General features: G+C 70.9%; 12 protein-coding genes. 2 read left to right on the top strand and 10 right to left on the bottom strand.

The features are described 5' to 3' along the window. Positions 1-7 precede the first annotated feature (7 nt). Both pyk and CP970_RS32595 read right to left on the bottom strand, forming a co-directional pair. Positions 8-1,444, bottom strand: coding sequence for a pyruvate kinase (gene pyk / locus CP970_RS32600; protein ID WP_079044086.1), 1,437 nt, complete (start codon positions 1,442-1,444; stop codon positions 8-10). 120 nt (positions 1,445-1,564) lie between these two features. Then, complete coding sequence (locus CP970_RS32595) at positions 1,565-2,287, bottom strand: SIMPL domain-containing protein (RefSeq protein ID WP_150494330.1); 723 nt, start codon at positions 2,285-2,287, stop codon at positions 1,565-1,567. A gap of 129 nt (positions 2,288-2,416) precedes the next feature. Between CP970_RS32595 and CP970_RS32590 the strand changes: the two genes are divergently transcribed. Then, the gene (locus CP970_RS32590; RefSeq protein WP_055552572.1) at positions 2,417-4,219 is read left to right on the top strand and encodes a bifunctional metallophosphatase/5'-nucleotidase; all 1,803 of its coding nucleotides are present in this window, start codon (positions 2,417-2,419) and stop codon (positions 4,217-4,219) included. 4 nt (positions 4,220-4,223) lie between these two features. Here the strand turns inward: CP970_RS32590 and CP970_RS32585 are convergent, their stop codons facing one another. The 7 genes from CP970_RS32585 to CP970_RS32555 form a co-directional block, all read right to left on the bottom strand. Continuing rightward, on the bottom strand, positions 4,224-5,420 hold the full coding sequence (locus CP970_RS32585) for a GDSL-type esterase/lipase family protein (RefSeq protein WP_055552574.1): 1,197 nt from the start codon (positions 5,418-5,420) through the stop codon (positions 4,224-4,226). A 167-nt stretch (positions 5,421-5,587) separates the two neighbouring features. Continuing rightward, the gene (locus CP970_RS32580; RefSeq protein WP_150494329.1) at positions 5,588-7,027 is read right to left on the bottom strand and encodes a lysine N(6)-hydroxylase/L-ornithine N(5)-oxygenase family protein; all 1,440 of its coding nucleotides are present in this window, start codon (positions 7,025-7,027) and stop codon (positions 5,588-5,590) included. Then, complete coding sequence (locus CP970_RS32575; RefSeq protein WP_150494327.1) at positions 7,024-8,475, bottom strand: pyridoxal phosphate-dependent decarboxylase family protein; 1,452 nt, start codon at positions 8,473-8,475, stop codon at positions 7,024-7,026. Before CP970_RS32575 ends, CP970_RS32580 begins: the two co-directional genes overlap by 4 nt. A 200-nt stretch (positions 8,476-8,675) precedes the next feature. Next, entirely contained in the window at positions 8,676-9,527 is an 852-nt protein-coding gene (locus tag CP970_RS32570; RefSeq protein ID WP_055551738.1) for an SDR family oxidoreductase, read from the bottom strand. 139 nt (positions 9,528-9,666) lie between these two features. After that, complete coding sequence (pepN, locus tag CP970_RS32565; protein WP_055551736.1) at positions 9,667-12,186, bottom strand: aminopeptidase N; 2,520 nt, start codon at positions 12,184-12,186, stop codon at positions 9,667-9,669. Between the two features lie 93 nt (positions 12,187-12,279). After that, positions 12,280-12,624, bottom strand: coding sequence for a chorismate mutase (locus CP970_RS32560; RefSeq protein WP_055551733.1), 345 nt, complete (start codon positions 12,622-12,624; stop codon positions 12,280-12,282). Positions 12,625-12,635: 11 nt separating this feature from the next. Continuing rightward, positions 12,636-13,544 carry a helix-turn-helix domain-containing protein gene (locus CP970_RS32555; protein ID WP_055551731.1) on the bottom strand — a complete coding sequence of 303 codons (909 nt, stop codon included), beginning with the start codon at positions 13,542-13,544 and terminating at the stop codon, positions 12,636-12,638. Between the two features lie 128 nt (positions 13,545-13,672). On the opposite strand from CP970_RS32555, the gene CP970_RS32550 reads away from it, so the two are divergent. Further along, positions 13,673-15,427 (top strand): glycoside hydrolase family 35 protein, encoded by a 1,755-nt coding sequence (locus tag CP970_RS32550; protein ID WP_150494325.1) that lies wholly within the window; start codon positions 13,673-13,675, stop codon positions 15,425-15,427. A gap of 116 nt (positions 15,428-15,543) precedes the next feature. On the opposite strand, the gene CP970_RS32545 is transcribed toward CP970_RS32550, so the two are convergent. Then, positions 15,544-18,636, bottom strand: a complete 3,093-nt coding sequence (locus tag CP970_RS32545) for an endo-alpha-N-acetylgalactosaminidase family protein (protein ID WP_055556302.1) — start codon at positions 18,634-18,636, stop codon at positions 15,544-15,546. Positions 18,637-18,683: the final 47 nt, after the last annotated feature.

The raw sequence follows: 18,683 nt of genomic DNA, 5'->3' as shown, positions 1-18,683 counted from the left end.
TGGCGGCCTACTTGGGGCTGTCGTCCTCGCCGATGTGGTGGATGCGGACGAGGTTCGTCGAGCCGGGTACGCCGGGCGGGGATCCTGCCGTGATGACGACGATGTCGCCCTTCTGGCAGCGGCCGATCTTGAGGAGCATTTCGTCGACCTGGTCGACCATGGCGTCGGTGGATTCGACGTGGGGGCCGAGGAAGGTTTCCACGCCCCAGGTGAGGTTGAGCTGGGAGCGGGTGGCCGCGTCGGGGGTGAAGGCGAGGAGCGGGATCGGCGAGCGGTAGCGGGAGAGGCGTCGCACGGTGTCGCCGGACTGGGTGAAGGCGACGAGGAACTTGGCGCCGAGGAAGTCGCCCATTTCGGCGGCGGCGCGGGCGACTGCGCCGCCTTGGGTGCGGGGTTTGTTGCGTTCGGTCAGGGGCGGCAGGCCCTTGGCGAGGATGTCCTCTTCGGCGGCTTCGACGATGCGGCCCATGGTCTTGACGGTCTCGATGGGGTATTTGCCGACGCTGGTCTCGCCGGAGAGCATGACGGCGTCGGTGCCGTCGATGACGGCGTTGGCGACGTCGGATGCCTCGGCGCGCGTGGGGCGGGAGTTGTCGATCATCGAGTCGAGCATCTGGGTGGCGACGATGACCGGTTTGGCGTTGCGCTTGGCGAGCTTGATGGCGCGCTTTTGGACGATCGGCACCTGTTCCAGGGGCATTTCGACGCCGAGGTCGCCGCGGGCGACCATGATGCCGTCGAAGGCGGCGACGATGTCTTCGATGTTCTCGACGGCCTGGGGCTTTTCGACCTTGGCGATGACGGGGAGGCGGCGGCCTTCTTCGTCCATGATGCGGTGGACGTCTTCGATGTCGCGTCCGCTGCGTACGAAGGACAGCGCGATGACGTCGAATCCTGAACGCAGTGCCCAGCGGAGGTCTGCTTCGTCCTTGTCGGAGAGTGCGGGGACGGAGACGGCGACGCCGGGGAGGTTGAGGCCCTTGTGGTCGGAGACCATGCCGCCTTCGATGACGGTGGTGGTGACTCGGGGCCCGTCGACCGCGGTGACCTCCAGGGTCACTTTGCCGTCGTCGACGAGGATGCGTTCGCCGGTGGTGACGTCTTCGGCGAGGCCGCCGTAGGTGGTGCCGCAGGTCTGGCGGTCGCCTTGGACGCCTTCTTCGACGGTGATGGTGAACTCGTCGCCCCGTTCAAGGAGTACGGGGCCTTCGCGGAAGCGGCCGAGGCGGATCTTCGGGCCTTGAAGGTCGGCCAGGATGCCGAGGCTGCGTCCTGTCTCTTCGGAGGCCTTGCGTACGCGCTGGTAGCGCTCCTCGTGCTCGGCGTAGGTGCCGTGGCTGAGGTTGAAGCGGGCTACGTCCATTCCGGCTTCGACCAGGGCCTTGATCTGGTCGTACGAGTCGGTGGCGGGTCCCAGGGTACAAACGATTTTTGCTCGGCGCATGGTTTGAGCCTAGGGCTTACCGGTCGGTAGAGATTTGGTCGGGCATGACTACTCAACAACCTTTGCGTGAAGGGTTATTGACAAGTGTTGAATTGTGCGGGGGGACGCTCCGATGAGCGCTCAGCGTGCTGTTCCGGTCCCCAATGCGGGTGGTGCCATGGTGAATCGGGCGTTGACGGTGGCGTAGACGTGCTGGCGTTGCGGTTCGAGGTCGAGGGGTGCGGCTTCGGTGGCGGCGCCGGGCGCTCCGCCGTACGCGACGGAGCGCATGGCTCCGGGCGGGGCGCCGTAGCCGTGGGCGGGGCTGTTCTCGGCGCCGATGTCGGCGAGTTCGACGAGGGCGGCGAGTGAGGTGTTCAGGGCTTCGGCGTATTCGCGGGCGCGGGTGACCGCTTCGCGTACGGCTTGTTGGCGGGCGCGGGCGTGGTGGGGCGAGTTGTTGCGCAGGGCCCACCAGGGGCCTTCGACGCGGGTGAGGTCGAGGTCGGCGAGTCGGGTGGTGAGTTCGCCGAGGGCGGTGAAGTCGTTGAGTTCGGCGGTGAGGTGGACGCGGCCGTGGTAGGCGCGGATGCGTTCGCCGCGGCCGTGTTTGGCGGGTTCGGGGCTGATGGAGAAGGCGCCGGTCTCCAGTTTTTCGACTTCGTCGCCGTAGGACTTGATGAGGTCGAGGACGGTGGTGTTGCGGCGGGTGAGGTCGTTCAGGGTGTCGCGTCGGTCGGTGCCGCGGGCGCTGACGGTGATGCTGATGCGGGCGATCTCGGGTTCGACTTCGAGGTGGGCTTCGCCGCGGACGGCGACGCGGGGGGCGTCGGGGGTGCCGTAGGGGGCGGGGGTGTTGTCCATGGGGTCACTTTCGCATCGTGTGGACGTACCGGACAGTCACCGGATCGAAACCTGCGGGGTCTGTTGCGGATGTTGCTCCCGGGGTCAGAATCTACGCGCGTTACTTACGGTCGACCGAGGAGTACAGAGATGCCGCTGAACCGCAGGAAGTTCCTGGGCACGTCCGCCGCCACCGGTGTGGGCGTGGCGCTCACGGGGGCGGCCGCCGCGCCGTCCGTCGCCCATGCCCACGGGAAGCCCGCGAAGCGGAAGAAGCGGTACTCGTTCACCGTGCTCGGCACGACGGACCTGCACGGCAACGTCTTCAACTGGGACTACTTCACGGACAAGGAGTTCGACGACAAGGACCACAACGACGTGGGTCTGGCGAAGATCTCCACGCTCGTGAACGAGATCCGTGAGGAGAAGGGCCGCAGGAACACCCTCCTGATCGACGCGGGCGACACCATCCAGGGCACCCAGCTGTCGTACTACTACGCCAAGGTCGACCCGATCACCGCGGAGCACGGCCCGGTGCATCCGATGGCGCAGGCGATGAACGCGATCGGGTACGACGCGGCGGCGCTCGGCAACCACGAGTTCAACTACGGCATTCCGGTGCTGCGCAAGTTCGAGGAGCAGTGCGACTTCCCGCTGCTCGGGGCGAACGCCCTTGACGCGAAGACGCAGAAGCCCGCCTTCCCGCCGTACTTCATGAAGCGGCTTCGCACCCCGCACGGCCGCGATGTGAAGGTCGCGGTCCTCGGTCTCACCAACCCGGGCATCGCGATCTGGGACAAGGCGAACGTGCAGGGCAAGATGACCTTCCCCGGCCTTGAGGAGCAGGCCGCGAAGTGGGTGCCGAAGCTGCGTTCGATGGGTGCGGACGTCGTGATCGTGTCGGCGCACTCCGGGTCGAGCGGCACCTCGTCGTACGGCGACCAGCTGCCGTACATCGAGAACGCGGCGGGTCTGGTGGCCGAGCAGGTGCCCGGCATCGACGCGATCCTGGTCGGGCACGCGCACACGGAGATTCCCGAGTACTTCGTGGAGAACAAGGAGACGGGCAAGAAGGTCGTCCTGTCCGAGCCGTTGAAGTGGGGCCAGCGCCTGACCCTGTTCGACTTCGATCTGGTGTGGGCCAAGGGCCGCTGGACGGTGGAGAAGGTCGGCGCGAAGGTCCTGAACTCCAATACGGCGGCGGAGGACAAGAAGGTCACGCGGCTGCTCGCCGATGAGCACGAGAAGGTCGTCGCGTACGTCAACCAGGTCATCGGCACGTCGACGGCGGCGATGAGCACGGCCGAGGGCCCGTTCAAGGACGTCGCGATCATCGACCTGATCAATGAGGTGCAGAAGGAGACGGTGGCGGCGGCGCTCAAGGGCGGCGCGTACGCTGCGCTGCCGGTGATTTCGCAGGCTTCGTGCTTCTCGCGTACGGCGCGGATCCCGGCAGGTGACGTGACGATCAAGGATGCGGCGGGCCTGTATCCGTTCGAGAACACCCTGGAGGCGCGGCTGCTCACGGGTGCGCAGCTGAAGGAGTACCTGGAGTTCTCGGCACGCTATTACGTACAGACTCCGGCGGGCGGTCCGGTGGACCCGGCGAAGCTGACGAATGCCGAGAACATTCCGGATTACAACTACGACGCGGTGAGCGGTCTGACGTACGAGATCGACATCGCGAAGCCCGCGGGGTCGCGGATCGCGAAGCTGGCGTTCGAGGGCAAGGAGCTCGATCCGAAGGCTCAGTTCGTGCTCGCGGTGAACAATTACCGGGCGAGCGGTGGCGGGAATTTCCCGCATGTGGCGGGTGCCAAGCAGCTGTGGGCGAATTCGGAGGAGATCCGGAACACCATCATCGGCTGGGTGAAGGCGAAGGGGACGGTCGACCCGGGTCAGTTCGCGTCGGTGGACTGGAAGCTGACCCGGGACGGTACGCCGGTGTTCTGAGCCGCTAGACCTTCAGCGTGCTGAGGTCGACCGCGTCGGCGAGTGCTCGCGCGCCCGCGTCGTTGACGTGGAGGCCGTCGCCGCTGTCGTAGTCGTCGTGGATCCGGTCGGGGTCGGCCGGGTCCGCGACGGCGTCGAAGTCGACGTAGCCGTCGAAGGGGCTCTCGCTGCCGCGGATCCAGTCGCTGACCTCGCGGCCGACGGCGCTGCCTTCGGGGGTGGCGTAGCCGTCGTAGATGGTGCCCGCGAAGGGGCCGACGGTGGCGGCGATGGCGGTGAGGCCCGCGGTGTGCAGGCGCTCGGCGAGGGTGGTGAGGCCCGCGATGAGGTCGGCGGCCGAGGGGATGGGTGCGGCGGCGGGGTGGGCCTCCTGGCCGGGGATGCCGAGGTCGTTGAGGCCGAGGTGGACGATGACGTGGGTGACGCCGGGTACGTCGAGGACGTCGCGCCGTAGGCGGGCCAGGGCGTGTTCGCCGATTTCGTCGGTGAGCAGGCGGTTGGCGGAGAGTCCTTGGTTGACGACCCAGTCGACGAGGCCGGTCGAGGTGTTCTTCCCGGCTTCGCGCAGGCGGTTGTTGAGCAGGTCGGGGAAGCGGTTGTCGGTGTCGTGTGTGGTGCCGGTGCCTTCGAACCAGGAGTCTCCGAAGGCGACGGCGATGGCGGTGCCGGCGGGGGCGAGGACGTCGGCGCCGCTGATGAAGTGGCGGGTGACCAGTTCTTCCAGGCCTTCGGTGCCGTCGAGGGTGGTGGCGGTGAGCGCGTTGCCTGGGACGGCGTAGCCGGTGCGCAGGGGCACGGCGGAGTAGGTGGTCAGGCCGGTGTCGGCGGGCAGCCAGAGGGTGAGGGCCAGTTCGTCGCCCGCGGCCACGGTCTGTTCGACGGGGTCGGTGACGATGTCCTGGCCGACCGGGATGGTGAATTCCTCGGCGCCGCCGACGTGGAGGGGTGTGTCGCTGCCGGATTCGATGCCGCTGCCTTCGGTGCGTCTGGCGAGGCGGGCGCCCCCGATGTGGAGGGGTTCCTTGCCGTAGCGGTTGCTGAGGCGGATGCGGACGGCGCTGCCGCCGCCGTCGAGGCGGATGATCTGGCGGACGGTCTGTGCGGAGAAGGCGCGGAGCGTGAAGAGGTCGATGTCTTCGTAGGGGCTGATGAGGGCGGAGCGGAAGGCTGCGGTCCAGGAGGCCGTGGTGTCGGTGTTCATGGTCGTCCGAACCGGCGGCGCGGGGCTGGTATTTCGCCGCCGCGCATTTTTTTCGAAGGAATATTCGACGCTGGCGCGGCGCTTGGGGGCGGACATTTCGCCCGGCCTTCGGGGCTCCCCGGCTCGCCTCTAATGCTCTACTGCGGGCCGGGGTGCGGGTGGCGGTGTCAGCTCTTGAGGCGTACGAGGTTGCCGCGCTGTTCGCCGATGCGACCCGCGGCGCCCGCGGGTGCCTCGGGGGTCGCCAGGCCGAAGCTGGTGAACGCGGTGCGCCGGGGCAGGGGGTAGGGGTTCCTGCCGGTGAGGGAGTTGAGGATGGTGGCGCTGCGCCAGGCGGCGAGGCCGAGGTCGGGGGCGCCGACGCCGTGGGTGTGGCGTTCGGCGTTCTGCACGTGGACGGCGCCGGTGACGGAGGGGTCCAGGACGAGGCGGTACTGCTCGTCGACGCGGGGCCTGGCGGACGAGTCCTTGCGGATGTAGGGGTCGAGTCCGGCGAGGAGCTGGTCGATGGGCCGCTCCCGGTAGCCGGTGGCGAGGACGACGGCGTCGGTGGTGAGCCGGGAGCGGGCACCCTGCTGGAGGTGTTCCAGGTGGAGTTCGACGCGGGTGGTGGCGACGCGGCCCGCGGTGCGCACGGAGACGCCGGGGGTGAGGACGGCGTCGGGCCAGCCGCCGTGCAGGGTGCGCCGGTAGAGCTCGTCGTGGATGGCGGCGATGGTGTCGGCGTCGATGCCCTTGTGGAGCTGCCACTGGTGCGGGACGAGTCCGTCGCGTACGGCTTCGGGGAGCGCGTGGAAGTAGCGGGTGTAGTCGGGGGTGAAGTGTTCCAGGCCGAGCTTGGAGTACTCCATGGGTGCGAAGGCTTCGGTGCGGGCCAGCCAGTGGATCTTCTCGCGGCCCGCGGGGCGGGCGCGGAGCAGGTCGAGGAAGATCTCGGCGCCGGACTGTCCGGAGCCGATGACGGTGATGTGCTCGGCCTTCAGGAGCGGTTCGCGGTGGTCCAGGTAGTCCGCGGCGTGGATGACGGGGACGGTGGGGGCTTCGGCGAGGGGCTTGAGGGGTTCGGGGACGTACGGGGCGGTGCCGATGCCGAGGGCGATGTTCCTGGTGTAGGTGCGGCCGAGCGCCTCGGCTTCGCCGTCGGCGTCGAGCTGGGTGAAGTCGACCTCGAACAGGGCGCGTTCGGGGTTCCAGCGGACGGCGTCGACCTGGTGGCCGAAGTGGAGTCCGGGGAGGTTCTCGCTGACCCAGCGGCAGTAGGCGTCGTATTCGGCGCGCTGGATGTGGAAGCGCTCGGCGAAGTAGAAGGGGAAGAGCCGCTCGCGGGTCTTGAGGTAGCTGAGGAAGGACCAGGGGCTCGCGGGGTCGGCGAGGGTCACCAGGTCGGCGAGGAAGGGCACTTGGAGGGTGGCGCCGTCGATGAGGAGGCCGGGGTGCCAGTGGAAGGCGGGCTGCTGTTCGTAGCAGACGGTGTCGAGTTCGCCGAGGGGCTCGGCGAGGGCTGCGAGGGAGAGGTTGAACGGGCCGATGCCGATGCCGACCAGGTCGCGGGGGTGTTCGGGTGTGGTGAGCGGCGTGGGGTCGGGGTGGTCGGGCGTGCCGGTCATCGGGGGGTGTTTCCTTCCGGGGCGGTGGACTGGGGTGCCTGGGGTGCCGCTTCGACGAGTTCGACGAGTTTGAGGAGTGCGGCGAGGTCGCCGGGTGTGGTGTGCGGGTTGAGCAGGGTGGCCTTGAGCCAGCGGCAGCCGTCGAGGTCGGCGCGGCCGAGGACGGCGGTTCCTTCGGCGAGCAGGGTCCTGCGCACGTGGGCGATGTGGTGGTCGTCGGCGCTGGCGGGCCGGAAGAGGACGGTGCTGATGGCGGGGGTGTCGTAGAGCTCGAAGCCGGGGTGCTCCTCGATGAGGTCGGCGAACTCCAGTGCCTGGTCGCAGACTTGGTCGACGAGGGCGCCGAGTCCCTGGCGGCCGAGCGCCTTGAGGGTGACGGCGATCTTGAGGATGTCGGGGCGGCGCGTGGTGCGCAGGGAGCGGCCGAGGAGGTCGGGCAGGCCCGCTTCGGTGTCGTCGTCGGCGTTGAGGTAGTCGGCGCGGTGGGCGAGGGCGTCGAGGTCGCGGCGGTCGCGGACGGCGATGAGTCCGGCGGCGGCGGGCTGCCAGCCGAGTTTGTGCAGGTCGAGGGTGACGGTGTCGGCGCGTTCGATGCCGCGAAGGAGGGCTTTGCGGGTGTCGCTGAACAGCAGGCCGCCGCCGTACGCGGCGTCGACGTGGAGGCGGGCGCCGTGGGCGGCGCACAGGTCGGCGATCTCTTCGAGGGGGTCGATGAGTCCGGCGTCGGTGGTGCCCGCGGTGGCGGCGACGAGGAACCGCCTTGGTGGGCCGCCGAGTTCGGTGAGGGCTTCGTCGAGCGCGGCGGGGTCGAGGGTGCCCGCGGGGGCGGGTACGGCGACGGGTTCGGGCAGGCCGAGGAGCCAGGCGGCGCGGGCCAGGGAGTGGTGGGCGTTGTCCCCGACGAGGAGTTGGACGGGGCCGCGGACGGGTCCGTGTCCGGTGGCGGCCTCGCGGGCCAGGAGCAGGGCGAGTTGGTTGGCTTCGGTGCCGCCGGTGGTGACGAGGGCGTCGCCTTCGGCGTGGATCTCGGCGGCGATGGCGCGGGTGACGAGGGCTTCGAGCGCGGCGGCCGCGGGTGCCTGGTCCCAGGAGTCCATGGAGGGGTTGAGCGCGGAGGCGGCGAGGTCGGCGGCGGCCGCGACGGCGAGCGGCGGGCAGTGCAGATGGGCGGCGCACAGCGGGTCCGCGGGGTCGGCCGCGCCTTCGGCTACGGCGTGGACGAGGGTGCGCAGGGCGTCCTCGGGTCCACTGCCGTGCTCGGGCAGGACGGGGTGGGCGGCGGCGTGCACGCGGCCGGTGACGGCGTCGGGGCCGCCGGTGGGGAGGGGGCCGCCGCGGGCGGCCGCCCCTTCGCGCAGGGCGTCCAGCGCGATGGCGAGCAACGGGCCGAGTTCTTGCGGGCCTTGGGCGCCTCCGGCGAGGGGCGGCGGGGTGCGCGGGGTACTCATGGGGCGGGTGTCCTTCGGGTGCGCGCGTACAGGGGCACCAGCCTGTACGTCGCGCGGGCGGCGCGCCCGAATACCTCAACGAACGAAACCCGAAAGTGGTACTGCCGTGCGGAGAAAACGTGTTGGTACGCCTTGCGGTGCTAAGGCGCCCCCCCCGAGGCCCCGAGGCCCCGAGGTCCCGAGGCCCCGACGCCCCGAGGTCAGCCGCGGAAGTCGTCCTTGTGGTCGCGTGCCCATTGCTCGAAGGTGCGGGCGGGGCTGCCGGTGACGGTCTCGACGGTGGTGGTGATCTCCGGCGCCCGGCCGACGAACTCGCCGAACGAGGCGAGGAGTTCGGGCAGGATGGCGGGCGGTACGTGCGGGAAGATGTCGGGGGTGACCTCTTCGGGCGGGATCTCGACGAATCGCAGGTCGCGGCCGATGGCCCGGCCGATGGCGCGGATGGTCTCCTCGTGGGTCACGGGTTCGGGCCCGGTGAGGCGGTGGGCGGCGCCCCGGTGCGTGTCGTCGAGGAAGGACCGCAGGGCGACGGCGGCGATGTCGGCTTCGTGGATGGGGTTGCCCGCGAAGTCGGCGAAGGGGCCCCGGACGGTGTCGCCCGCGCGGATCTGTGCGGCCCATTGCAGGGAGTTGGCGGCGAAGGCGCCGGGGCGCAGGAAGGTCCAGTCGAAGCCCGCTTCGCGTACGGCCTCTTCCAGGGCGGCGTGGGCGACGTACAGCGGGTGGGTCTCGTCGGCGCCGTCCCCGACGATGGAGGAGGAGAGGACGACGACGTGCCGGACGCCGCCCGCGCGGGCGGCTTCGAGGAGCGCGGCGGTGTGCTCGCCGCCCGCTCCGGTGGCCTGAAGGTTGAGGAAGAGGCCGCTCGCTCCGGTGAACAGCGGGGCGAGGGAGGCGGGTTCGGTCGGGTCGAGGCGGGCGGTCTCGACGCCTTCGGGGAGGTGGGCGCGCGCGGGGTCGCGGGTCAGGGCGCGTACGGGTATCCGCTCCGCGGCGAGCTGGCCGACGAGGGCGCGGCCCACGTTTCCGGTGGCGCCGGTCACGACGATCACGGGGGCTCCTTCTGGTCCTGGTGGCGGCCGGACCTGCGGGCCCGGCTCTTGATCGAGCCTAGGCCGGGCCCGCGGTGCGCCGGATCGTCGTTTGGGACCAGTGGTCCTGGGCCTCGGGACCTAGGCCGGGTGAGCTACGTCAGCCCCTCCTGGTGCTCTGCCGGACGCGCAACGCCCTTGCGAGGTCGTCGAGTTGGTCGGCGAGCTTGCGGCGCAGGGCGGGCGTGGGTGCCGCGTCGCGCAGGCACTCCTCACCCAGGCGGAGCGTCTCGGCGTCCACGAACGGCATGGGGAAGGCGTGGCGTCCCGCGGCCTCGGCCATGGCGGGGCCGCGCCGGTCGGCGAGTGCGACCGCGTCCTGGTAGAAGCGGGGGACGTACTCCCTGACGAGGTCGGCCTGTTCGGGCTGCCAGAAGCCTTGCGCGGTGGCGGTGAAGAGGTAGTTGGACAGGTCGTCGGAGGTGAACATCGCCTCCCAGGCGGCCTGTTTGGCGGCCGGTTCGGGCAGTGCGGCGCGGCAGCGGGCGGCGCCTTCCTGGCCGGTGGCGCTCGGGTCCCTGTCGAGTTCGGCGGCGATGGCGGCCTCGTCGGTGGCGCCGAGGACGGCGAGCCTGGCCAGGGCGCGCCAGCGCAGCTCGGGGTCGAGTTCGGGGCCGCCGGGCACGGTGCCTTCGGTGAGCCAGGCGCGCAGCGGCTCGGGCCGGGTGGCGACGTCGATGGCGCCGCGCACCGCGGTCAGGCGCAGTCCGGGGTTGGTGCCGTCCTCGGTGCGGCGGATCAGGTCGCGGCAGAGCTCGCCGAGGGTGGCGAGGGCGGCGGGCCGGTCCTCGGGGGTGGCGAAGCGGCCCGCGATGTGGGCGGTGGCGAAGGTCAGGACGCCCTGGACGACGGCGAGGTCGCTCTCTTCGGGGAGGTGGACGAGGGCGGCCTGAAGGTAGTCGGCGCCGTCGAGTTCACCGTCGCGGACCATGTCGCGCAGGCTGTTCCACAGGACGGCGCGGGTGAGGGCGTCGGGGACGCCGGAGATGCCGCGCAGGGCGGTCTCCATGGACGTCTCGTCGAGGCGGATCTTGGCGTAGGTGAGGTCCTGGTCGTTGGGGACGATCAGGGCGGGGCGTCCGCCGTCGCGGGATTCGGCGGCGGCGGTGGTCGCGGGCAGGTCCGTCTCGAAGCGTTCGCGCAGGACCAGGGTGCGGGCGTCGGCGAGGTCGCGGTCGTAGACGCCGACGGCGATGCGGTGGGGGCGGCCGCCCGCGCGGTCGACGGTGAGCGTCCAGTGGCGGCCCTCGTCCTCGACGTGTGAGGTGAGGGTGTCGACGCCGGTGGTGCGCAGCCAGTCGGCGGCCCAGGCGTGCACGTCGCGGTCGGTGGCGTGGGCGAGGGATTCGATGAAGTCGGCGAGGGTGGCGTTGGCGAACTTGTGCCGGGCGAAGTGGGTGTTGATGCCCGCCAGGAAGTCCTTCTCGCCGAGCCAGGCGACGAGTTGGCGCAGCGCGGAGGCGCCCTTGGCGTAGGAGATGCCGTCGAAGTTGAGCATGGCGGACGCGGTGTCGGGCACGGCGTCCGGGTCGGGGGCGACGGGGTGGGTGGAGGGCCGCTGGTCGGCGTCGTATCCCCAGGACTTGCGGGCGACGCCGAAGTCGGTCCAGGGGTCCTTGAAGCGGGTGGCTTCGGCGGTGGTCTGGAAGCCCATGTACTCGGCGAAGGACTCGTTCAGCCAGATGTCGTCCCACCACCTGAGGGTGACGAGGTCGCCGAACCACATGTGGGCCATCTCGTGGGCGATGACCATGGCGCGGGTCTGGCGCTCGGTGTCGGTGACGGCGGAGCGGTAGATGAATTCGTCGCGGAAGGTGACGAGTCCGGGGTTCTCCATCGCGCCGGCGTTGAACTCGGGGACGAACGCCTGGTCGTAGGAGTCGAAGGGGTAGGGCTCGTCGAACTTCTCGTGGTACCGGTCGAAGCACGCGCGCGTGATGTCGAGGATTTCGTCGGCGTCGGCGTCCATGAAGGGGGCGAGCGAGCGGCGGCAGTGGATGCCGAAGGGCAGTCCGCGGTGTTCGGTGCGCACGGAGTGCCAGGGGCCCGCGGCGACGGCGACGAGGTAGGTGGAGATGAGCGGGGTGGCCGCGGCCTGCCACGTCCCGTCGCCGAGGTGCTCCGTGACGCCGTTGGCGAGGACGGTCCAGCCCTCGGGCGCGGTGACGGAGAGGTCGAAGACCGCCTTCAGGTCGGGCTGGTCGAAGGCGGCGAAGACGCGCTGGACGTCTTCCATGAAGAGCTGGGTGTAGGTGTAGGTCTCACCGTCGGTGGGGTCGGTGAAGCGGTGCATGCCTTCGCCGGTGCGGGAGTAGCGCATGGTGGCGTCGACGCGCAGTTCGTGTTCGCCCGTGGTGAGGCCTTCGAGCGCGAGGCGGTTGTCCGTGAGGCCCGCGGGGTCGAGCTTCTTTCCGTCGAGGGTGACGGAGCGCAGCTCGGCGGGCTTGAGCTCGACGAAGGTGGCGCCGTCCGCGAGGGCGCTGAACCGGATGACGGTACGGGAGTCGAAGGTGTCGGCTCCGGGGTCCGCGGCCTGGGTGAGGTCGATCTGGACCGTGTACCGGTGGACGTCGATGAGCTGGGCACGGGTCTGCGCTTCGTCGCGCGTCAGTACGGGCATGGCCCCATGCTGCCCGATGGCACCGACATCGGTGTAGGACCCGGGTCCCGGGCCCCGTGACGGGCGGGTCCTGCCGCTGTGCCGACGTGGCGGTCAGGACGACTTGGCGATCGTCTCGTGGTGGCGGATCACCTCGGCGATGATGAAGTTGAGCAGCTTCTCGGCGAACGCGGGATCGAGCCTGGCGTTCTCGGCGAGTTCGCGCAGGCGGGCGATCTGGCGGGCCTCGCGGGCCGGGTCGGCGGGCGGCAGGTGGTGGTTGGCCTTGAGGTGGCCGACCTGCTGGGTGCATTTGAAGCGTTCGGCGAGCATGTGGACGACGGCCGCGTCGATGTTGTCGATGCTCTCGCGCAGGCGGGACAGTTCGGCGCGCACGCTCTCGTCCTGTCCTTCGGGGGCGGCCGCGCCGTTCGTGTCGCTCGTGTGGCTGGTGGTCATGGTGGACGAGCCTACGTTGCCCCGGTGGTGCCCCCGGCGGCGGAAGAGCGCAAAATCGGCGGGTGCTCGGGGTCGGGTATCTGCTGTGACCAGCCGCCGGGTACGGCCCTTCCCTGCTGTTCGCGGAAGCGGACGGGGGCCATGCCCACGCGGCGGGTGAAAAGGCGTGAAAAGTACGCGGGGTCGTCGTAGCCGACGCGGCGGGCGACGGCGGCGACGGGCAGTTCGGTGGCGGCGAGGAGTTCCTTGGCGCGGCCGAGGCGGATGCCGAGGAGGTAGTCCTTGGGGCTGCAGCCCGCGCCGCGGCGTACGGCGGTGCGCAGCTCGGCGGGGGTCATGCCGTGCCGTGCGGCGTGTTCGGCGACGGACAGCGGCTGGAAGGCGTCGCGGGCCAGGGCCTGGAGGACGGGGTCGCCGTCGGGGGCGATGTCGGCGCGGGCGCGGCGCAGGGCGACGAGGAGTTCGTGGACGGCGGCGCCCGTCTCGACTTCGAGGAGCGGGTTGCCGCGGCGGGCGGCGCGGGCGATGCGGCTGACGGCGGCGCGGGCGCCCGCCGCGTCGGAGAGGGGCACGACGGGGCGGGTGGGTTCGATGTAGCCGAGTTCGGTGTACGTGGCGGTGGCGGGTCCGGTGAAGTCGACGAAGCACTCGTCCCAGCCGGTGTCGGGGTCGGGCCCGTAGTGGTGGCGGACGCCGGGGGTGAGCCAGATCAGGGCGGGTGCGGTCACCGTCGTACGCCTGCCGTCGGGGCCGCGGAACCAGCCGCCGCCCGCGCTGACGACGACGGCGACGTGGTGGTCGAGGGTGCGGGGGCCCACGGTGGGCAGGAGGCCGTGCTGCAGGCCGACGCCGAGACAGGCGAGGCCGAGCCGGTGGTGGGCCGGGCTGGGAGTGAAATACCGCATCCACGTGTGGTACATCCGCTTCCGCCCCTTTCGTCCGGCCGCTGGCCCGCTCTTTGCGTCCAACCCGGCTCGATCTTTGTCCATGGACCCTGCCGCCCGCCAGAGGTGATCGTGGGCGAGCAGTACGTGAGCGAGAGGACACGATGGACGGGTTCAGGGTCGGCGAGGACGATTTCGAGCTGGAGGGACGCCCTGTGCGGCTGCTCTCCGGCGCGCTGCACTACTTCCGGGTGCACGAGGCGCAGTGGGGGCACCGCCTCGCCATGCTGCGGGCGATGGGGCTCAACTGCGTGGAGACGTACGTCCCGTGGAACCTGCACGAGCCGCGCCCCGGCACGTTCCACGACGTCGGGGCGCTCGGCCGGTTCCTGGACGCGGCGCACGAGGCGGGCCTGTGGGCGATCGTCCGTCCGGGCCCCTACATCTGCGCGGAGTGGGAGAACGGCGGCCTTCCGCACTGGCTGACCGGTGCGGTGGGGGCACGCGCGCGTACCCGCGACGAGGAGTACCTGGGGCATGTGGACCGCTGGTTCCGGCGGCTGCTGCCGCAGGTGGTGGCGCGCCAGCACGGCCGGGGCGGTGACGGCGGCCCGGTGATCATGGTGCAGGTCGAGAACGAGTACGGCAGTTACGGCTCGGACCAGGTGTATCTGCGCCACCTCGCGGACCTGCTGCGCGCCGAGGGGGTGACGGTTCCCCTGTTCACCTCGGACGGGCCCGAGGACCACATGCTGACCGGCGGTTCGGTGCCGGGCGTCCTGGCGACGGCCAACTTCGGGTCGGGGGCGCGGAAGGCGTTCGAGACGCTCCGCGCCCACCGCCCCAAGGGGCCGCTGATGTGCATGGAGTTCTGGTGCGGCTGGTTCGACCACTGGGGCGCCGACCACGTCGTACGGGACGCCGACGACGCGGCCGCGGCGCTGCGCGAGATCCTGGAGTGCGGCGCCTCCGTGAACCTCTACATGGCGCACGGCGGCACGAACTTCGCGGGCTGGGCGGGCGCCAACCGGGGCGGAGGCGCGCTGCACGACGGGGAGCTGCAGCCCGATGTGACGTCGTACGACTACGACGCGCCCGTCGACGAGTTCGGCCGCCCGACGGCGAAGTTCTGGCGCTTCAGGGAGGTCCTCGCGGAGTACGCGTCAGGACCCCTGCCCGAGCCGCCCGCTCCCCCGCCCGCCCTCGGCTCCCCCGCGTCGGCGTCCCTCACGGACTGGTCATCGCTCGACACCGTCCTGGAGTCGCTCGGCACCCCGGAGACCGAGCACGCCGTCCCGCCCACGTTCGAGGACCTCGACGTGGACCGCGGCCTGGTCCGCTACGCGCTGACCGTGCCGGGCCCGCGCCGCCCCTACCCCCTGAGCGTGCGGGGCCTGCGGGACCGGGCGGTGGCGTACGTCGACGGGCGACGGGCCGGTGTCCTGACCGAGGACGCACCGGCCCTGGAGACCCCCGTGGCCGGGCACGCGCGCGTGGAGCTGTGGGTGGAGTCCCTGGGTAGGGTCAACTACGGCCCCCGCACGGGTGAGTCCAAGGGCATCACCGGCGGAATCCTGCACGAACGCCAGTACCTGCACGGGGTGCGGGCGCGCGGCCTCCGGCTCGACGCGTTCGACGTGCCGTCGGCGGTACGGGGCGTTCCGGCGACCGGTTCGTCGGAGTCACGCCCCGGCCTGTACCGGGGCGTGATCGAGGTCGACTCCCCCGGCGACGCGTCCCTCGAACTCCCCGGCTGGACACGGGGGTTCGTGTGGGTGAACGGCTTCAACCTGGGGCGGTACTGGGGGGTGGGCCCGCAGACCTCGCTGTACGTTCCCGGCCCTGTGCTGCGGGCGGGGGCGAACGAGGTGTGGGTGCTGGAGCTGGAGGGGGGCGGGGAGCGGGTCGAGTTGGGCTGAGGGCCTTCTGGGGCTCCGCCCCAGACCCCGGTCCTCAAACGCCGGACGGGCTATGAATAGCCCGTCCGGCGTTTGAGGACGAACTCGGCGGAGCCGGTGATGACACCGGCTCCGGATCAGAGTTCCGTCACGACGAACCCGTCCAACACGAACTCCGCCGTGCCGTCGTCCCCCACCTTGCTCAGCCCGACCCACGCCTCCCCCGCGTCCGGGGCCGTGAACTCGTAGGACAGCGTGGTGGGCGCGGTCACGACCGGCAGGTCCTTGCGGTCGAGCTCGCGGGCCGCCGGTTCATCGACGGCCGAAACCCACACGTACTGGCCCGCCTTCTCGTTCTCGTACCGGAAGGACACCCGGTAGCGCTTGCCCGGTGTGAAGCGGACGGTGTGCGGGACGGTGCGGTAGACGAGGCCGGTGTTCTCGCCGCGTGACTTCAGGGAGTTCGATCCGTCGATGACGTCGTCGATCTCCTTGCCGTTCCAGCCGCGCTGGGTGAAGGGGGCGTGGCGCTGAGCGATGTGGGTGCGCGGGTCGGTGACGTCGCCCGCGTCGCCCTTCACGAAGGGGCCCCAGCCCTGGGGCACGTGCTCGAAGTCCTCGCGGACGAGCGTGCCGCGGGGCTTGGCCGCGGGGCGGCCCGCCTCGGTGACGCGGACGTTGTCGAAGCGCACGCGCGCGTCGCCCGCCGCGGCCCGCAGCGCGAGACGGACCGTGCCGCCGCCCTCGGGGACGGTGAAGAAGGTGAACATGCGCTGGAAGCGCGTGCCGTGCTTGCGGTCGGCCGCGACGTAGTTGCCCGCGGTGGACGTCTCGGTGAAGTTGGCCGCGGTGACGCCGTCCGCGGTGCTCACCTCCAGGGCGGCCCTGCGCCGCTCCCCCGCCTTCTCGCCGACCTCAACCTGCACGGAGGCGACGTAGGACCCGGCCTTGAGGCGGGTGAGGCGCTGGGCGACGGATGCCGCGCCGCCCGCGCCGACGACCAGTTCGTAGTCGCCGAGCTCGCTGCGCCGCACGGTGGCGGGCCCGCTGACCTGCCAGCCCTTGAGGTTTCCCGAGTGGAAGCCGGGGTCGTGCAGCGGCGTCGCCTCGCCCCAGCGCGGGTCGGGCAGTTCGGCGGCGCGCTCGCGGTAGACGACGTAGGGCTGCTTCGCGGTGGCCTTGAGGGTGACTTTTCCGCCCACTACGGAGACGTACGAATCGAAGACGCGTCCCTGGTCGGTGAGCCGGTACAGGGCCACCCGGGAGCGGCTCGCCCACGCGCGCGGCACCTGCCAGCTGCTGCTGCCGCCCGCCGGGTTGTAGTGGTACAGCTTGGCGGGGTCGTGGGCCTTGCGGGGCTCCCAGGGCAGCAGGTAGCGGCCGTCTTCGTAGACGACGCGTCCTTCCGTGGTGATGCGGCGCTTGCCCGAGGCGTCGGAGACCGTCGTGGCGCCCGCTCCGAAGAAGGCGATCTCGTGCTCGCCCCAGGTCTTGATGGGGTACGCCTGGAGGTACTTGGCGGGCAGCGAGTGGGTCCAGATCAGGTCGTAGAACGCGGTCCAGTCGGTCTTGCCGACCCAGCCCTCGAAGTTGCCCATGCGGGCGATGCCGAGGAGGGTGGGCCATTTGTCGGCGAAGACGTCCTTCTGGTGGTTGCGCACGAAGCGGATCAGGCGGGAGTTGATGCCGCGCGAGGTGTCGCCTCCGTAGTCGGGCTCGGTGGCCCAGTGCGACCAGATCGCGGAGCGCTCGAAGCCGTGGCCCCACTCCGTGGTGATCGTCCAGCCCTGCTCGCGGAAGGCCCGCTGGAGCCGGTCGGAGGTCCAGCCCGACTCCCGGAACACGTCGATGTAGAGGGTGTTCAGGCCCTTGTCGGTCTGGGCGCGCAGATCGGCGAACCGCTTGACGATGTCTCCGGAGACCAGGTCGCGGCGCTGGTCGATGCGGTAGCTCTGGTCCAGCCAGTCCCACTGCTTGTTGCTCTTGTCGACGAGCTTCTCGGAGAAGGCGTTCGCCACGGGGTAGGACTCGGTGGCGTTGACGTGCACGCTGAAGTCGCTGTTCCACTTCCTGCCCGCGCGGACCAGGGTGTTGAGGTCCTTCAGGCCGCCCGCACGCTCGTTGTAGTTGTCCGCGTAGTCCGGGTGGGCGGAGTCGTGGCCCTCGGACTGGTAGCCCTTGAGGAGCGTGTACTGGCGCAGGCCGTCGGTCGCCAGGTGGATCCGCTTGACGTTGTCGAGCGTGGCGAGGAACGGGTTGGTGGCCTGTGAGGCGAAGTTGAAGGGGATGTGCGGGACGACCCGCAGATGCTGCTCGTCGGCGCCGAGCGGGGTCACCATGATGTCGCGCAGGGCGATCGCGGCGTCCTGCCAGTCGACCTTGCCGTCGCCGTTCCTGTCGCCGGTGATCACGACGGTGGCGTACGGCAGGGGCTCGGTGGCCCCCGCGGGTGCGGTCGCGGCGCGGTGCGTCCACTGTCCCGGGATCAGCCGGGCCTCTACGTAGTCACCTGTTTTCACGGTCTCGCGCCACAGGCGGCCGTTCTCCCAGGTGGTGCCCGCCTCGGTGGTGGGCTTGTCGTAGACGGTGTTCGTCTCGATCGCGCCGCCCAGCTCGTCGTGCGCGACGACGGCGTAGGCGCAGCCGGTCGCCGCCTCCGTAGGAGTGTCCTTCGTGGGCTGTACGAGGGTGTCGCCGCTCTTGGCCTTGTCCAGCTGCACCTTGGCGGCGAGCAGGGCGGCGCCCGGCTGGTCGCTGCGGACGGAGAGCAGGGCGAGGCCGGGGACGCGCAGGGTGCCGATCCGCAGCGCGTCGGTCTCCGCGATCTTCGTGACGCGCCAGTGGACCCGTCGCCCCTCGACGGCGATCTCCACGTCGACGCGGGTGCCGCCGTCGAAGGCGAGTACGTACGCGATGCGGGACCTGCCCGGGTCCGCGGTGACCTTCGGGGTGTGCTCGGCGTCGTCGATCAGGACCGTGCCGACGGCGTCCGTCCGGCCGTGCAGGACGGCGCCGCTCGCGCGGTCCGTGTAGGAGACGACGCGCGGGAAGGCGGTCGCGACGCGCACCTCCAGGTCGGCCGAGCGCAGGACCACCTCGTCGGCCCGCCTGCCGCGGGCGCCCTGGGCGAACGCGCTGCCGCCCGTCCCGACGGCGACGCCCATCCCGGCGATCGCGCCCGTGGCCACCACGGCCCTGCGGCTCGGTCCGGACGTGTCTGACGGCACCATGCGGCACTCCTCGTTGGAACGGAATTCGTGCCGATCACGATGCGCCG

This window comes from Streptomyces kanamyceticus, from assembly GCF_008704495.1.
Taxonomy (GTDB): domain Bacteria; phylum Actinomycetota; class Actinomycetes; order Streptomycetales; family Streptomycetaceae; genus Streptomyces; species Streptomyces kanamyceticus.
The sequence above is the reverse complement of the archived record's forward strand: the minus strand, read 5'-3'. Positions and strand labels throughout refer to the sequence as shown.

Excerpts from the sequence above, each read along its gene's own strand:
- CP970_RS32595 (WP_150494330.1), bottom strand. The coding sequence starts at position 2,287 with ATGGACAACACCCCCGCCCCCTACGGCACCCCCGACGCCCCCCGCGTC.
- CP970_RS32545 (WP_055556302.1), bottom strand. The coding sequence starts at position 18,636 with ATGGTGCCGTCAGACACGTCCGGACCGAGCCGCAGGGCCGTGGTGGCC.
- pepN (WP_055551736.1), bottom strand. The coding sequence starts at position 12,186 with ATGCCCGTACTGACGCGCGACGAAGCGCAGACCCGTGCCCAGCTCATC.
- CP970_RS32575 (WP_150494327.1), bottom strand. The coding sequence starts at position 8,475 with ATGAGTACCCCGCGCACCCCGCCGCCCCTCGCCGGAGGCGCCCAAGGC.
- pyk (WP_079044086.1), bottom strand. The coding sequence starts at position 1,444 with ATGCGCCGAGCAAAAATCGTTTGTACCCTGGGACCCGCCACCGACTCG.
- CP970_RS32555 (WP_055551731.1), bottom strand. The coding sequence starts at position 13,544 with ATGTACCACACGTGGATGCGGTATTTCACTCCCAGCCCGGCCCACCAC.
- CP970_RS32585 (WP_055552574.1), bottom strand. The coding sequence starts at position 5,420 with ATGAACACCGACACCACGGCCTCCTGGACCGCAGCCTTCCGCTCCGCC.
- CP970_RS32590 (WP_055552572.1), top strand. The coding sequence starts at position 2,417 with ATGCCGCTGAACCGCAGGAAGTTCCTGGGCACGTCCGCCGCCACCGGT.
- CP970_RS32560 (WP_055551733.1), bottom strand. The coding sequence starts at position 12,624 with ATGACCACCAGCCACACGAGCGACACGAACGGCGCGGCCGCCCCCGAA.
- CP970_RS32550 (WP_150494325.1), top strand. The coding sequence starts at position 13,673 with ATGGACGGGTTCAGGGTCGGCGAGGACGATTTCGAGCTGGAGGGACGC.
- CP970_RS32580 (WP_150494329.1), bottom strand. The coding sequence starts at position 7,027 with ATGACCGGCACGCCCGACCACCCCGACCCCACGCCGCTCACCACACCC.